9 protein-coding genes are annotated in these 17,346 nt (G+C 42.1%); 2 read left to right on the plus strand and 7 right to left on the minus strand.

What is annotated here, in order from left to right; translation table 11 throughout:
* Positions 1–1,118 precede the first annotated feature (1,118 nt).
* From CBW18_RS15755 to CBW18_RS15775, 3 genes are all read right to left on the minus strand, one after another.
* Complete coding sequence (locus CBW18_RS15755; RefSeq protein WP_088302285.1) at positions 1,119–2,039, minus strand: type IX secretion system membrane protein PorP/SprF; 921 nt, start codon at positions 2,037–2,039, stop codon at positions 1,119–1,121.
* A gap of 8 nt (positions 2,040–2,047) precedes the next feature.
* On the minus strand, positions 2,048–8,326 hold the full coding sequence (locus CBW18_RS21575) for a lamin tail domain-containing protein (RefSeq protein ID WP_216359254.1): 6,279 nt from the start codon (positions 8,324–8,326) through the stop codon (positions 2,048–2,050).
* Positions 8,327–8,489: 163 nt separating this feature from the next.
* A complete protein-coding gene (locus CBW18_RS15775) occupies positions 8,490–9,110 on the minus strand; it encodes an L-threonylcarbamoyladenylate synthase (RefSeq protein WP_088302286.1) in 621 nt (206 codons plus the stop codon).
* Between the two features lie 83 nt (positions 9,111–9,193).
* Here CBW18_RS15775 and CBW18_RS15780 point away from each other — a divergent pair, with 83 nt between their 5' ends.
* Positions 9,194–10,855 carry an FMN-binding glutamate synthase family protein gene (locus CBW18_RS15780; protein ID WP_088302287.1) on the plus strand — a complete coding sequence of 554 codons (1,662 nt, stop codon included), beginning with the start codon at positions 9,194–9,196 and terminating at the stop codon, positions 10,853–10,855.
* Positions 10,856–11,641: 786 nt separating this feature from the next.
* On the opposite strand, the gene asnS is transcribed toward CBW18_RS15780, so the two are convergent.
* The 3 genes from asnS to CBW18_RS15795 all read right to left on the minus strand — a co-directional run bounded on the left by asnS (position 11,642) and on the right by CBW18_RS15795 (position 15,066).
* The gene (asnS, locus tag CBW18_RS15785) at positions 11,642–13,090 is read right to left on the minus strand and encodes an asparagine--tRNA ligase (protein WP_088302288.1); all 1,449 of its coding nucleotides are present in this window, start codon (positions 13,088–13,090) and stop codon (positions 11,642–11,644) included.
* A gap of 810 nt (positions 13,091–13,900) precedes the next feature.
* Positions 13,901–14,428 (minus strand): ferritin, encoded by a 528-nt coding sequence (locus CBW18_RS15790; protein WP_029284960.1) that lies wholly within the window; start codon positions 14,426–14,428, stop codon positions 13,901–13,903.
* Between the two features lie 278 nt (positions 14,429–14,706).
* Positions 14,707–15,066, minus strand: a complete 360-nt coding sequence (locus CBW18_RS15795; RefSeq protein WP_088302289.1) for a hypothetical protein — start codon at positions 15,064–15,066, stop codon at positions 14,707–14,709.
* 229 nt (positions 15,067–15,295) lie between these two features.
* Between CBW18_RS15795 and CBW18_RS15800 the strand changes: the two genes are divergently transcribed.
* A complete protein-coding gene (locus CBW18_RS15800; protein ID WP_088302290.1) occupies positions 15,296–16,273 on the plus strand; it encodes a helix-turn-helix transcriptional regulator in 978 nt (325 codons plus the stop codon).
* Between the two features lie 153 nt (positions 16,274–16,426).
* Here the strand turns inward: CBW18_RS15800 and CBW18_RS15805 are convergent, their stop codons facing one another.
* Positions 16,427–17,344 (minus strand): heme ABC transporter ATP-binding protein, encoded by a 918-nt coding sequence (locus tag CBW18_RS15805; protein WP_253249064.1) that lies wholly within the window; start codon positions 17,342–17,344, stop codon positions 16,427–16,429.
* Positions 17,345–17,346 lie beyond the last annotated feature (2 nt).

A 17,346-nucleotide genomic window follows, 5' to 3' on the forward strand; every position in this document is an offset into this window, starting at 1 on the left:
GGGTCATTTGAACGGAGGTGCAAAAATTTCAACGGCTTCTCCTTCCATCATCTCCCAGGCCGGATAGCAGGGTGCAGAAGGATATTACGCTTAATTTCACTTGAGATCAATCGTCATCTCGACCGCAGTGGAGAGATCTTTGTACTTAACCTTTAAAAATATTTCTAACACGGCCGTCATTCCCACGCAGGCGGGAACCTTAATGCTTTCACTATTCTGCTGTACTTTTTTATTTTGCCCTAAGCTCTGGCTTGCTTCGGCTCACCGCCGCCGAGGGGCTCTTCTTCTTTGTTCTTGATAACAAAGAAGCAAACAATCAAGGCTTGGACCTGATGTTGGATTAGCGCGTCGAAATTTAAAAAGCGGTAGCACAAGGACTCGATTTTGTTTTGTCATAAAGATTAATTTCGAGGGAGCCGTGTGCGCTACCTTGGGCAGTGGGGAAATTTGAACGGAGGTGCAAAAATTTCAACGGCTTCTCCTTCCATCATCTCCCAGGCCGGTAGCAGGGTGTAGAGGGATATTACGCTTAATTTCACTTGAGATCAATCGTCATCTCGACCGCAGTGGAGAGATCTTTGTACTTAACCTTTAAAAATATTTCTAACACGGCCGTCATTCCCACGCAGGCGGGAACCTTAATGCTTTCACTATTCTGCTGTACTTTTTTATTTTGCCCTAAGCTCTGGCTTGCCTCGGCTGGCCGCCGTGGCCTCTTCTTCTTTGTTCTTGATAACAAAGAAGCAAACAATCAAGGCTTGGACCTGATGTCGGATTAGCGCGTCGAAATTTTAATGGCGGTAGCACAAGGACTCGATTTTGTTTTGTCATAAAGATTAATTTCGAGGGAGCCGTGTGCGCTACCTTGGGCAGTGGGGTCATTTGAACGGAGGTGCAAAAATTTCAACGGCTTCTCCTTCCATCATCTCCCAGGCCGGTAGCGGGGTGCAGATTGTGTAGAGCATATTGCAGGTGCGATAATTGGTTCTGGTGAGAAAGGTGCGGATAGGGGTTATATTGTGGTATTGATATAAAACAAAAAGCCACAGATACTTAGATCTGCGGCTTTATTCGGTCGTCATTCTGAACTTGTTTCAGGGTTTATGCAGCCTGGCGCATTATGGCTTCTTGCCAATATTTACCCGGATATTCACTTCAAAATCACCATTGGTATAACCGCTGATGGCTGAAGTTGCGGTGTTGTAATAGGCCATGAAATATAGCGTTGATTTATAATTCATGCCGAAACCAACTGTGGCATTTTTAGTGTTGTGGTACATCGCCATGACATACAATTTATCATTGGCAAAATTGGCATTGACACCGGCATCCCATAAATTTTTGTAATTTTTAATGCCCCTGAAAACGCCTTTCGGCTCCAGGCTGATGGCGTTGATGCCACTGCCAAAGTTAAATTTATAGCCTACGGCCGAATAAAAGGTAGGCTTGTTGGCATAATTTAAATCATCATTTCTAAATACCGAACGCATATTTGGAAGGGCACCTTCTATGGTCAGGCTTTTTGAGGTGTAGGAAACACCAAAATCGCCATCTAATTCATAACCGCGATCATTGAAACGGGCAATGGCAGGATCATTGATGTCGCTGTTCCGCACGCTGCTTAAATCCAGTTTATCTTGACTGGCACCAAATGATACCCCGAAATTTAATTGCTGGTCGTTATTACTTAAGGGTAAATGGTAGGCAAAGGTTCCAACGGCTTTGGTACGTTGGATGCCACCTGATTTTTCATTATAAATATTCACGCCCCAGCCAACCTTATTTACCTGCTGATCTAAAGTTACACTTTGGGTAATGGGGGCACCGGGAATGTTTGACCATTGTTTACGGAAGCTGCCATTGATGTTAAAGCCTTCGTTAATCCCCGCCATTGATGGATCCACCAGGTATTTGTTCTGGAAATACTGGGCATTTAAGGGAAGGATTTGTGCACTGACTGTATGGTAAAATAAAATGCCCGCGGCAGATAGAAACGTTAACCGACTGATCTGCCTGAGGTGTTGTGTAATTGCTTTCATGTCTGTAATTAGTCTCTGATGATATTGATATAACCTTTAAATGTGCGGATACCTGTTCCTAAATCAATGATGTAGTAATAGGTTCCTTCAGCAAGGGGACTTCCGTTTACGGTTCCATCCCAATCATTGGCATAAGCTTGCCTGGTGTATAACACCCGGCCGGCCTTATCAAAAATCTTCAGGGTATTTTTGGGATAGTAATCGATGTTTTTAACGATAAACCGGTCGTTATAACCATCTCCATTTGGCGTAACGACTGTGCTGGCTTCCAGTTTGTAATCATCTATCACTGTAATTGAAATGCTTTGCTCAGCTGTGCAGCCATTTGCATTGGTTACGGTAATCTGATAAGTTCCGCTTTGTTTTGGTCTGATGGTTACGGATGCTGCATTCCGGCCATTGCTGATTTCGGCACCAGTCCAGCTGTATTGCGAACCACCGCTGGCCGTTAAAATAATATCATCGCCTTTTGAAATCGAAAAGCCTTTGTTGCTGCTGATCGTAATAACCGGGAGCGGATTGACAACAACACTTACATTTCCGGTTTGCAGTTGGGTGGCATAAGTATCTGCCACACTCACCAGGGCATATATAAATGTGCCTGTACTGCTGGTTGGTACACTTACAGTAGCCGTAGCCTCATTTGCGTTAACGGTTCTGTTGCTGCCACCATTTACCGTATAAGTAAAGGTATATGGTGCTGTTCCGCCTGAACCCGTAAAGATAACTACCGGGGATGTGCTGAAATGACAAACGGCAGTAGTTCCGCTGAGGTTTGCTACCGGAAGTGGACGAACCAATACCGTTGCCGTACCTGATTGTGGCTGCCCGCAGTTTACATCAGCTACGCTGACCAGATTGTACACAAAGGTACCTGCTGCAGCCGTAGGCACTGCAATGGTAGCCGTATTTCCTGTTGACGTTACTGTTCTGTTCGTGCCTCCATTGATGGTATAGGTAAATGTGTAAGGAGCCGTTCCGTTTGCGCCGGTAAAAGTAATGACTGGTGCGGTGCTGTTTTGCGGAATTGCCGATGAACCGGATATGCCTGCCGTTGCCAGCGTTCTGACAGTTACTGTTGCCATACCTGTTTGCGCCTGGCCGCAATTTGCATCCTTCACATTTAACAGGTTATAGGTAAACGTTCCGGCAAGGTTAGCAGGAGCATTTACAGTAACGGTATTGCTTGTTCCTGCCGTGGTAACCATTTGGCTTGTTCCGCCATTTATGTTGTACGTAAAAGTATATGGTGCTGTTCCGTTTGCCCCTGTAAAAGTGATGGCAGGTGCATCACCGTTTAAGCAAACCGCCGTAGTGCCGGTAATGGTTCCTGTAGCAGCGGGGATAGCGGTTAATTTGAAAGTTTTGCTGATTTGATTTACACCTCCGAAATCAGTTCCTCCGTTATCCGTAACAGTTACGGTAATATTGGCCTCAGCTGCTGTATTATTTTTTAACCGGTAAGTGATGGTTCCTTGATCTGCGCCGTTTGCCGCGATGGATAAAACTTCAAATACATTCGCCTGATCAGATGTGACAGAGAGGGTAGTGGTTTGTGCCGCTTCCGGACCTGCAGAAATGCCGGTTACGGCAATGGTTTGGTTTGACGGAGCATAACAAACGGCCTGATTGGAAACAGCATTGACCGTTGGTGCCCCATTTCCAAATAAATATCTTGATTTGATGGGATAATGATCGGTTGTGGTTGAACTGTAATTGGTGACCAGCGTTTTTACTGCATCTAACACTTCTGCAGTACCCTGAATATAATTCAGATTTAAACTTTTGGTTAAAATGACATTGTCAATTACGGTGTTAAAGCCGGCGGTAGATTGTTTACCGGCCAGACTTAAAGGAAGTGTAATCGGGAAATAATTGGCGGCATCCTGGGTGAAATCAACATAGGATGTTCCCGTTCCGGCGGGCATAGGTGCAATGGTTTTATCCGGATTAAGCACATCATTAAAATCGCCAAGGATGATCACCTTTTTACCTGCAAGATTAGCATCAATCCAATCTTTAAGTTGCTTATTGCCCCCTTTTCTTCTGTTATAGGCATCAATCTGATCGGCTGTTGTTCCGGTGTTGGCCTTTGCATGAATTTCAATAAAATACAGGCTTTCTTTCTTCCCGTTGATGGTTACTTCCGCCTCCATGGCAAAAGGAAAACGGCCGGATGACCAGTTTTTATACGGTGTTCCATCAGCACTTGTTGCGGCTACAGCCGGATTATAAGTATCTTCCAGTATACCAAAGGTTCTGATGGGTTTCAGCAAATCCGTCCGGTACATGAAAGCCAGTTTTTGTGCCAGCGGATAATCTGCATCTGCTTTATTATCGGCATAAGATCCGAATGAGCTGAAGATGACATTGTATTCGGCAGGTAGAACGGTGTTTCTGAATAAGGTCGTGTCTACCACTTCCGCAAAACCGTATACATCAGCATTGATATTATTGACGATGGTTTTAACATTTGCAGCCTGTTGTACATCGTTTGACGGGTCCTGCGCAGGACTGCCAAACCATTCTATGTTCCAGTTGACCACTTCTAAAGTATTGGCTGCATCAAAGGTATTTCCGGATAAATTCACCGTTTTATTGGCCGAACCGGCGGTGGCAATACTGACATCTGCAGCATAGGTGGTATTTACAGCTGTTGGTGAAAATTTGGCATAAATAGTTGGCGAAGTATTGTTAATGGCAGCCCTGGTGTAATTCAGGCTTGTTCCAAATGTTCCGCCACTGGTGCTGGAAATGGTGAAATTTGCTGGCGCAGTTACCGTCACATCTCCCGTAAGGTTACCTGCAGAGAAAGAAAAAGACTTTTCTGCCGAAGTGGTACCGTTTGCCTGATAACCAAAATTAACACCGGTGGTAGACGTGCTAATGTCTACCGGAGGTGGTGTTGCAGAGTTTAAAACGGCGAAATCATCTACCGTCCACCTACTGGCCGCTGTTGTACTGGAGTTGTAAACAATGGCCACATAAACCGGGGTGGCTTTATATGCTGTTAAATCAATATTACCGGATTTTGTCCATACATCTGAACCACTTTCCGGGAATTTACCATCCAGGTTCACCCAGGTAGCCAATGCCGGATTACCACTGCCGGTATAATCGGTTGAAACTTTCAACTGGAGCTTATCACCTGCAAATGCAGATCTGGTCCAGAAGGAAAGTACGGCATAGTTCATGGAGGATAAATTTAGGGCAGGAGAGATCAGCCAATCTTCGTTTAAAATATTTCCACCAGAATAACCATTGATTTGCAGGGCATTTCCTGCGCTTGCCGTACCGGCATCATCATTGGCATCATGACCAAAACTGGTGGTACAACCCCATGTTTGCGGTCCGGCTACACTGTACTGGTAAAAGCCGTCGGCTAAGGCCGGGCTGCCTGCCGTGGTGCAGTTTTCAAAATTGAATACCGTTTGATTGGGATCAATAGCGGCTCCGCTTAAAGAAAGGGAAATGGAAGGTGCACCGGCACTGGCATGTAAAACAGCACCTGTTGCGTTTCCAACAGTCGTTGGACTGAACCTTACATATACCGTTTGATTGCCGGTTAAATCTGTCGCACTGTAACTGATCGTAGCAGAGAAGTTTATGTTATCTTTTGAAAGGGAATAAGGTGCCGTTGTGGTTAAGGTAGTGGCTCCGGTTAAATTTCCTGCCGATAATACATAACGTTGCGCCGCAGATGTGGTATTGATGGCCTGATTGATAAAGGTCAGGCTTTTGGGGCTAACAGAAAGGTAAGGGCCTGTGGTAGAAACAGGTTCGCTCATCGTGGTGTTTTGGGGATTTACTGCTTTGGCCAAAAAGTCAAATGCATTGTCGTCACTGTCAAAGCCGTTTCCTGAAAACTCTTCTGTTCCGCCCGTGCCCAGTGTAGTAACATCAGAAGTGGCAGATGCCTTGCGTTCAATGGAAAAAGTACTAGAAGGAGCAGGGGCAGGACCAGTACCTTCAAAGCCATTGGCAGTACCAAAACCTACAAAATCTATTATTGATGCACCGGTAGGGGTGGCGCCGGTTTGTGCGGTGGCTGCATTGCTTAACAAAACTTTTCCTGCCGCACCAGCCATGTTAATTGTACCGATCCGGTCGGGCGTAGGCAAATTCGTGGTACCACCTGTACCTGCTGCCTGCTGGATGAGGTAAAAACCTTTGGGTGCAATACTTCCGGAAAGGGTTGTAACCTGCCAGGATGTTCCTGTTGCACTGGCATACTGTACTGACCAGCCATTGAGGCTTACGGCGGAAGATGTCGGGTTATACAATTCTATAAAATCATTCTTGTATGTCGAGCCCGAATTGCCGCCACCGCCGTAAATTTCAGAGATCACCACATGACTGGCACCGGTTGGTTCTTTTATGCTGCTGTTTTGAGGATTAGGAGCATTACTTACAAAATCGGTGTTATTATTGTCTGTATCATAACCGTTTCCTTCAAATTCTTCAGACCCGCCGGCAGAAAGGCTTGCCACGGTTGAGCTTGCTGTAGCCTTCCGTTCGGCTGATGTAGAACTGGTTAGTACGGCCGCGGCACCGCTTCCTTCAAAGCCATTCGCGGTAGGACCAACGCCTACTTTGTCGACGATGGCTGCACCAGCAGGGTTGGCACCACTTAAAGCTGTGATGCTATTGCTGAGCACGATTTTAAACGCGGTGCCAGCCATATTAATGGTTCCGGTTACATCCGGTGCCGGGAGGTTTTGTGTTCCGCCGCTGCCGGCAGCTTCCTGAATTAAAAAGAATCCTTTTGCAGGAATGCTGCCCGTTAAGGGCGTAACCTGCCAGGATGTGCCGGTTGCCGCGCCATATTGTACGCTCCATCCGGTTAAATCTACAGCCGCATTACCCGGATTGTATAATTCAATAAAATCATTTTTATAAGTGGCACCTGAATTTCCGCCTCCGCCATAAACTTCTGAAATCACCACATGCGTAGCCGCTACCGGTGGTGCAGCACCAATTCCGCTTACTGTAATATTTTGTGTGGTGGCACCTGTGCTGGCTATGCTGATGCGCTCCATAGAACTGGTTGCAGCCGTTGGCGAGAAGCGGGCATAAACGGTTTTCGCTGATGCCAGTTCCGTAGCGGTGTAGGTAATTGAAGTGCTGTATGTTACATTATCTTTAGAAATATAAAAAGGGGCAACTGAAGTCAGGTTAACGGCATCCGTTAATCCGCTGGCACTTAAAGTATAGGTTTGAGCTGTTGAATTGGTGCCTGTAGTCACGGTTCCAAAATCCAGTGCGGTTTGATCAACGGTTAAGGTTGCAGATTGCCCCATGCCGGTTAATGATACCACCGGCGGATTGGCCACCCCGCCACCCGCTGTTGTGATGCTGCCTGCCGAAGTACCTGTAGTTACAGGTGTAAAGCGCACATATACCGTGTTGCTGCCGGCAGATAGTTCACTGTTGTTATACGTTAATGAAGAGCTGAAACCCGCTCCTGATGTTTTGGATAGAGCATAAGGTGCAGCAGTAGTTAAAGTAACGTTGCTTCCGTTAAGGTTAGCTGAACTTAAGCTATAATTTTGCTCGGCAGGTGTACTATTGATTAGCTGCGTTCCAAAATCGAGGGTTGATTTACTGGCGGACAGGGATGGTACCAATGCTGCGGTCGCTGTAACAGTGAGGTCGTCAATCGAAATTTTCGGTCTTGAGCCGGTAGTTCCGCCTGAACCATTGTGATAATAAAATCTGAACGTGACGCTGGAGGCATTATTCAATGTTGCCGGAAGGATTACATTTACATTTCCGGAGCTGGCCACATTGTTGGTGAAATTTAAAACCTGTGCAGCTGTTAATTCGGTAAAGTTTGTTCCGTCTGTTGAGGTATATATCCTTAAAGAACCATTGCGGTTTCCTGTTGAGTTACTGACCTGCTCCCATTTAAAACTTAAATTCCCCGCATTAACTCCTGAAAAATTAACCAGGAAATCAATGGCAGTAGCAGAAGTATTATCTGTAGCCCCTGTGCTAAGGAGTTGAATATTTTGCGTTCCCTTTTGCACGCCCCCGCTTGATCCGGTGGTAAAGGTGGCAGAAGAAGCAGTGGTTCTTACACCATCTGGAATAGTACCTGAGGGATTAACCGGAACAGCCTTAAAGGCTGAAGCACCCGTTCCGCTGCCAAAACCATTTGTCCAGCTTGCAATGGATGAGAAATTTTCAGTGTAGGTATTGCCCGGCTGACTTGCCATTGGTACTGGTGTTTGCGCTTTTGCAAATTGGCAAACGAGAAAAAAAGAGACGAGTAAAAGTCTTTTCATATAGTTTGTTGGTTTAAAACAAATGTATATGCAAAAGCCTTATAATCAGATTAACTTAATGTTAAATAGTACGATTGTGGAAAAATAAATTTTAAGGAAGGTAATTTTTCTGTATCACCAACGTTGCGTTCAATTCCTATCTGCTCACTTGAGTCTTCAATAACTATAAAAACTCCTCAATATCGCCTTTACCTTCACGAATCACTTCAAACTCCCCGTTTGTGCAGTCTACTACAGTAGAAGCTTCATTGTCTCCATAACCACCATCAATCACAAGATCAACCAGGTGCTCATATTTTTCATGAATCAATTCCGGGTCGGTAGAATATTCAATAACGTCATCATCATCTTTGATGGAGGTAGACAGGATGGGGTTCCCCAGTTCCTTTACTATCGCCCTGGCAATATTATTATCCGGAACACGGATACCTACAGTTTTTTTGTTGGAACTAAGTAGTTTGGGTACATTGTTGTTCGCATTAAAGATGAAGGTAAAGGGACCTGGCAAGGCCTTTTTTAATACCCTGAACTCAGTATTGTCTATGGGTTTGATATAATCAGAAATATGCTTCAAATCATGACAGATAAACGAGAAGTTTGCCTTTTCGGGTTTAATTCCCCGCAGGCGGGCAATCTTTTCAATGGCTTTTGGATTGGTGATGTCGCAGCCCAAACCATAAATGGTATCCGTAGGGTAAATAATCAAGCCGCCTTTCTTTAACACTTCAACCACCTGCTGGATGGCTTTTTCATTTGGGTTTTCAGGATAGATTTTAATAAGCATAGCGTAAAAATAACAATTTAATGGTGTTGGTTGTTTAATAATCTTAATCTTTGTATGAACAAAACATACGCTAATCTATCATTATGAGAAAAGCATTCGTCGCGATTGCCGCATTTTTAGTTGCCCTCACCATCATGCTGGGCTTGTACCATCCGTTTTTGTGGTGGACATTCCTGTTTACAGGCCCTTTCGTTCTTTTAGGCGTTTACGATTTGTATCAGCCTAAGCACAGTATCGTCAGAAATTATCCGGTTTTCGGTCGCTTGCGGTATTTTATGGAAGAGTTAAGGCCAAAAGTTTACCAGTATTTTGTGGAAAGCGATACCAATGGAACGCCATATAACCGGCTGAACCGTTCGTTAATTTATCAAAGGGCCAAAACAGATAATGATACCATTCCCTTTGGTACGCAGTTGAACGTGTATGAAAATGGTTATGAATGGTTAAGCCACAGCATCGCAGCCATTTCTCATCATGAATTAAATTTAGATCCCAGGGTGCTTATCGGCGGACCGGATTGTAAAAAGCCATATTCTGCCAGTATATATAATATTTCAGCCATGAGTTTTGGCTCTTTAAGTCAGAATGCCATTCTGGCCTTAAATGGAGGTGCCAAAATGGGAAACTTTGCCCATAATACCGGTGAGGGTGGCATCAGTGACTATCATCGTAAGCCGGGAGGCGATTTAATCTGGCAGATCGGGACCGGTTATTTTGGTTGCCGGAATGCTGACGGCAGCTTTAATTATGATGCCTATGCAGAGCGTGCCCATGCAGACCAGGTAAAAATGATTGAAATTAAACTTTCCCAGGGCGCCAAGCCAGGTCACGGCGGGATGTTGCCGGCGAAAAAGGTAACAGCTGAGGTAGCACGGATCCGTTTGGTGCCGGAGGGCAAGGATGTATTGTCGCCGCCAGCGCATTCGGCTTTTAATACACCAATAGGCCTGCTGGAGTTTGTACAGAAACTTCGGGATTTATCGGGCGGAAAGCCGGTCGGGTTTAAACTTTGCATCGGCCGTAAAAGCGAATTTTATGCGATTTGCAAAGCCATGATTGAAACCGGCATTTATCCTGATTTTATTACCGTAGATGGGGGCGAGGGCGGCACCGGTGCTGCGCCTCAGGAGTTTTCCAACTCTGTTGGGATGCCTTTGCGTGAAGGCGTTGCTTTTGTTTATGACGTACTGAACGGTTTTGATCTAAAAAAACACATTAAAATTATTGCTTCGGGTAAGGTGGCAACAGGATTTGATTTGGTTAAGAATATTGCTTTAGGTGCAGATTTATGTAATGCAGCCCGGGGAATGATGTTCGCTTTAGGTTGTATACAGGCATTGGAGTGCAACAGTAATACCTGTCCAACAGGCGTAGCCACGCAGGATCAGAGCCTGATGAAAGGCTTGGTGGTAGAGGATAAAACAGTTCGGGTGAAAAATTTCCACAACCTTACTGTTGCCAGTGCGGTTGAATTATTGGGTGCTGCGGGTTTACGTGAGCCACATCAGTTAAGCCGTGCTTATATTAATCGCCGCGTAAGTTCCAGTGTGATGCAGAGTTACCTGGAGAGTTTTCCTTATATCCCGGCAGGAAGTTTATTGCAAACGCCTTATCCAACCCGTTTTGAGCTGGGGATGGCACTCAGTACCGCCCAGAGTTTTGCCCCCACAGATTATAAGGTTTCAGCAGTAGATTATGCGCATGCCAATCCTTACAGCGATACCATGCATGATGATGGAAGATAGTTGTTTCGGTTGGTGAGACACCAACCGATAAAGTGTTAACGTCATTTGCGAACTAAAAGGCAGGGTTCAGCTTTAGGATGAAGCAATCTCTCCTGGAACAGCTATAATTGTTTCGGTTGGTGTCTCACCAACCGATAAAGTGTTGACGTCATTGCGAACTGAAGGGCGGGCTCAGTGTTAGAGTGAAGCAATCTCTCCCGGAACAGATATAGTTGTTTTGGTTGTTGAGACACCAACCGATAGGTAAAGTGTTGACGTCATTGCGAACTGAATGGAAGGGTTCAGCTTTAGGGTGAAGCAATCTCTCCTGGAACAGATATAATTGTTTCGGTTGGTGAGACACCAACCGATAGGTAAAAGTGTTGACGTCATTGCGAACTGAAGGGCGGGCTCAGTGTTAGGGTGAAGCAATCTCTCCTGGAACAGCTATAATTGTTTCGGTTGGTGAGACACCAACCGATAGGTAAAGTGTTGATGTCATTGCGAACTGAAGGGCGGGTTCAGCGTTAGGGTGAAGCAATCTCTTCTGGAACAGCTATAATTGTTTCGGTTGATGAGACACCAACCGATAAAGTGTTAACGTCATTGCGAACTGAAGGGCGGGTTCAGCGTTAGGGTGAAGCAATCTAATTCGCTAAATAGATGGCTTCGTCGGCTGAAATAGCCTTTTTTCTCTATGTTAATCCCTGGAATTACTCATCTTAGGCTACTCATCACAAAAAAAGTGTCAGTTTTTTAAAAACTGACACTTTTAATTTAACAATTTTTTTTCCTAAACCCTAAACCCTAAAACTCTGCGTTTTTCGGGAACCTAGGGAAGGCAATGACATCACGGATATTGGTCATGCCGGTAACGAACAAAACTAAACGTTCGAAACCCAGTCCAAAACCCGAGTGTGGTGCGGTGCCGAAACGGCGGGTATCCAGATACCACCATAGCTCGTCCTGAGGGATATTCAGATCTTCCATCCTTTTGGTTAAACGATCCAGGCGTTCTTCACGTTGCGAACCACCAATCATTTCGCCAATTCCAGGGAACAGGATGTCCATTGCGGCTACGGTTTGTCTGCCTTCGGCATCCGGTTCATTCTGGCGCATATAGAATGATTTAATATCAGCTGGGTAATCTGTTAATATTACTGGTTTTTTAAAGTGCTTTTCAACCAGGAAACGCTCATGCTCGCTCTGTAAATCTGCCCCCCATTCGTCAATCAGGTATTTGAATTGTTTTTTCTGATTTGGTTTGGATGATTTTAAAATCTTGATCGCTTCGGTATAGGTTAAACGCTCAAAATCATTTGCCAGACAGAAATCTAATTTCTCTAATAAAGTAAACTCGCTGCGCTCGTTTTGCGGTTTCTGTTTATCTTCCTCTGCCAGGCGGGTATTTAAAAATTCCAGTTCTTCCTTGCAGTGATCTAAAGCATATTTAATCACATACTTCATCATGTCTTCTGCCAGCTGCATGTTGTCTTCCAGGTCGGCAAAAGCAAATTCCGGTTCAACCATCCAGAATTCCGCTAAGTGACGGGTGGTATTGGAGTTTTCTGCCCGGAATGTGGGTCCGAAAGTATAAATCTTTCCAAAAGCCATGGCCGCCAGTTCACCTTCCAGTTGTCCGGAGACGGTCAGGTTGGTTGCCCGGGCGAAAAAATCCTGCGAGAAATCTACTTTGCCATCTTCCGTACGTGGCGTATTGTCGAAATCTAAAGTGGTCACTTTAAACATTTCACCAGCGCCTTCCGCATCACTGGCCGTAATTACAGGTGTATGCATGTATACAAAACCCCGCTCATTATAAAACTGGTGAATGGCAAAAGCCAGCGCATGACGAACCTTGAAAACCGCGTTGAAGGTATTGGTACGGAAACGCAGGTGGGCTATTTCACGTAAAAACTCTAAACTGTGCTTTTTAGGTTGTAGAGGAAATTTTTCAGGATCACTGTCGCCTAAAATCGATACGGTAGTGGCTTTAATTTCTACTGACTGACCTTTACCCAGTGATTCTACTAAATTTCCGGTAGCGGAAATGGCCGCACCGGTGGTGATTCTTTTCAACAGCTCATCAGGTAAATTATTAAAATCAATCACGACCTGGATATTGCCCATGCAACTTCCGTCATTTAAAGCGATAAACTGATTATTGCGGAAAGTTCTTACCCATCCCATAACCGTTACTTCAGTGCCAAATGCAGTTGATTTTAATAAATCTTTAATTTGCTGTCTCTTAATCATCTTGTTATTTCTAAAGGCGCAAATTTAGAAAAAAAAGTATATCTATTGCCTGTTGGCGGTTTCCAATTTTCAGTTTCTTTTAAAAGCAGTAGCTAAATCATTCATTAAAAAATAAATCGCTTAATGATTTATTTCCCCTTGCCTCTGGATGCCGGATCTTTATTTAAGAAAATAGGTGTAGTTTCCTGTTTAACATTGGCAGTATATTTATTTTTTTATTGTGAATGAAATTTAAGATATCCCTTTAATATTGTACTTATGTCTTGAATTTTTTAAATGGTTGTGTTGAAAAAGAGGTTAGGAGGAGGTATTTGAGTCTTATTTTTGGTGTTTTTAATCAAAAATTTAATTTTTAAGTAGTTTTTAAGTGTTGTTTTAAATTTATTTTATGATTAAAATCATTTTTTATTGAATTAATTGATTTTGTTTTCTTTTAATGTATTGTTTTTATGATTTTTATATAGATTTTATATTTTTTTAATTGAAAATTATTGTTTTTTTTAAGAAAATTGCTACTTTTGTAATGCTCGTTAATTATTATTATATATTTGGTTTAAAAAAAGCGCTGGCAACGGCGCTTTTTTTACAGATTTCAATAGACTTATTCATAATCAACATAAACTAAACAACCTAAACCAAGAGAAGCTTTCAGGATAACCGCTGAAAGCTTTCTTTTTTTTAAGCTTTTCTTCAATTATAAATCCTTAGATAAGAATAGGAAAGAACAGCATTTGAAACTGTTATATATAAAAAAAAGCCATCTCAATTTTAATTAAGATGGCTTCGGCTATATGTTTTGTTAGTCGTGAATTAATCTTCCGAGTAGGTGATGTCATTAACATGTTTGTCAATTTCCCATCTTCCTGTTCCTTCTTCGCCAATAACTTCAAATAATTCGAGTGCACGGCGTGCTTTATATTCTTCTTCACGTTGCTCTTTCAGGAACCAGTTTAAAAATTCCATGGTTACAAAATCCTGTTCCTTCAAACATCTTGAAGCTAGGTTTTTGAAACTCTGGGTAATGGCAATTTCAGCTTCCAGGGCATCTTCAAAAACTTCTCTGAATCCAGCAAAGTCAGTTTTAATTCCGGTAACTTCCGGAGAGATCGCATTTCCGCCCATATCTAAAACATACTTGAATAATTTCAATTGGTGCATTCTTTCTTCTTCAGATTGTTTAGTGAAATAATCTGAAGAGAAGTCGTAGCCATTTTGGTTACACCATGATGCCATTGATAAATATAGTGATGAAGAGTGTGCCTCTTTTTTAATCTGCTGATTTAAAAGTGTTTCAATATCCTCAGATATTAAACATTTAATACGCATTAAATCTTTCATAATTTCTGTGCTTTAATAACAATACAAATGTAACACAGAATTGTTCACAATTGTAAATTATTTACTATATGAAATTAGTCTAAATTGCTGATAAGTAAGTATTTATAATGAGTTTAAATAGTGATAGCGAGATATAAAATAAATTGAAGACAGAAGACGATAACGCCAAACGGATACTAATTGGAAGACAGGGGGATAGCCAGCCTTATCAAGCTGCAGTTTTTATTGAACAGTATCTTTCAAATGAAAACTCAATCTTTTACCGATGAAATAATGGGTTAATAAACCAACCTGTAAAGGCAGTCGTTTACCATATGATTTAAGTTAAACATGGTAAAAGTACCGTGTAATAAATCTTTTAAGGCAATAATTTCCAGTGCATTTAATAGGTAGATATGCTCACATCCATTAAAGGTAACCAATTCGAAATCAGCTTTATGAGTATTCAGTAGGAGTGCCTCAATATCGATTTCTTCTACAACTTTCTTTAATTTTTGAAGTGACAGGCAATTGTAACGGGCAAATTTACCACCAAAATCTACGTAAAAGCAGTTTAACTTATCAGATTGATAAACAGCTCCTTCGTAGTTTGAGAATACGTTAATTAGTTGATTAATATCGATACACGCTTTTTCCATCTATTGCAAAACTGCCTATTATTTAGATTAAATACAAATAAAATATAAAAAAAATCAAATTTGAGATTGATCATGATGATCAAAAAACTCAGGTAGGTTTTTATATATCAGTTTATAAAAGCTGACAAGCATTTATTTATGATATCCATACTACTATGAGTATTATTTAGAATGATTATAAATTATGCCTATATTTGATGATTAAATTAATCAGCTAATCCAAATCATCATGATTGTTAGTGCCAGAATAGAACACCATCAAGATTATCTTTTTAAAGAGGAAATACCCGATAAGTATATACCGGATCACCGATTATCAGAAAAAGTTTTATCAATTAAGGAAACTCCGGCAGACATTCAAAATTACCAGCTATCTACCAATGGCCTTTTTCTTATTTATTCTGAAATGCGATTTGAAAAACCCACCAGGATATTAACCGAGATTAATGGAGAAGCGGTTACCAGTCAGTTTATATTAAGTAAGGAAACAAATGGCTTAAATAGGAAACAAGCAAGCAGATACGGACATAGCAGGCACAACATTAGATATATACCTTCATCAAAACAGGCATATGAAATAAAAAAGGATATCGATTTTATTTATTTTATGATTGTACTCTCTAAAGATTATTACTTAAACCTGGTTGATCTGTATTCTCCTCTTCATGAGCATTTTGTTCAGGAGATGCAGAAGGGAAAAACCACATCTTTTGGTAAGCAAGATTTATATGCCACGCCTGAAATGCGCCATACCATTGAAGCCATCCGATCATCAAAGCAGGAAGGAGAGCTGAAAAGGCTTTTTACTGATGCGAGGATAACAGAATTGATTTTGTACCAGCTTGAGCAGTTTAGTCTGTTCATGGAAACAGGCAAGGATGACTTGATTGAACGTGATATTCCGAGATTAGAAGAGGCCAGGGAAATTTTAGAGCAACAATATATGGCCCCTCCAACTCATAAGCAGCTTTCTAAAATGGTATTATTGAATGAGTTTAAACTTCGAAATGGCTTTAAAAAGTATTTTGGCAGCACTATATATGATTACATTACCCGGCTAAGAATGGAAAATGCAAAACGAATGATCATAGAAGAAAGGAAAAATATGTATGAGGTTGGTATACATGTTGGATTTAAACATCAGGCTAGCTTTACCAATGCTTTTAAAAAATACTATGGCATACTTCCCAGCGATATCAGGTTTTGATGTCGGCCAATTTAACATTGACCTGCGCAGTTTAGCAGGATAGTGTAATGAGGAAACTTCGCCGGTCTCGTTGGTTTGCTTATTAAACTGACGAATTCTGCTGCGCTCAGTCCTTTGGAATTTCGCAAGTTGAAGATTTGACTTATCAGCCTTTTAAGATTTGTAAGTTAATTTCTTGAGTTGCTCATTAAAGAGGAGGTTTTTATTTACATGCATCTCTATTAGTTTTTCTGAACCTGATTCCCTTTCTCCTGTTTTTAGAAAGTTCGAATTAAAGGTACTGGCCTCCAAAATAATTTCTTTGGGAACTACAATGGTCTTTAAGCTGCTCAAATCAGTATGCGTTAAGGCATGAACCGAAAAAGCAGTGAACATATGTTGTGGTGTAAGTACTTCTGCTGGCGATCCATCCCACCATTTACGCCCATCTTTCATCATGATAATTCGATTGGAGTATTGAGCGGCTAAATTAACATCATGCAGCACCATGATGACGATAAATCCTTTTTTTGCGAATGCTTTTGCAATCGCCATGGTTTGATGCTGGTATTGCATATCCATGTTATTAATAGGCTCATCAAGTAATAATAATGAATCATCACAGTCCCATATTTGTGCTAATGTTCTGGCCAGATGTACCCGCTGTTGTTCGCCACCAGATAAAGTTAACATCGATCGATCAGCAAAATCATCAATTCCGCAAATGGCAATACTTTCTTCAACTGCTATTCTGTCTACCTTACCAGGTTGATTGCGAAATCTTCCATATCTGCCCATCATTACCACTTCCCAGGCAGAAAAGCCAATGCTTATAGGGTTATGCTGTTGGAGCACCGCTCTTTTAACAGCAAGTTCCTTTCGGCTAAAGCTAGAAATCTCTTTTCCATCAATCATTATTCTGCCTGAAGATGGTTTTCTTTCTCCTGAAATCATGCTTAATAAAGTAGATTTACCAGCACCATTTGCGCCCAGAATGGTAATGACTTCGCCAGATTTGGCACTTAAGGAAACGTCTTTGATCAGATCACGCTGATTTAACTTATAGCCAATGGATTCAATTCTTAACATCATGA

It is taken from the genome of Pedobacter sp. AJM (assembly GCF_002197755.1).
GTDB lineage: Bacteria > Bacteroidota > Bacteroidia > Sphingobacteriales > Sphingobacteriaceae > Pedobacter.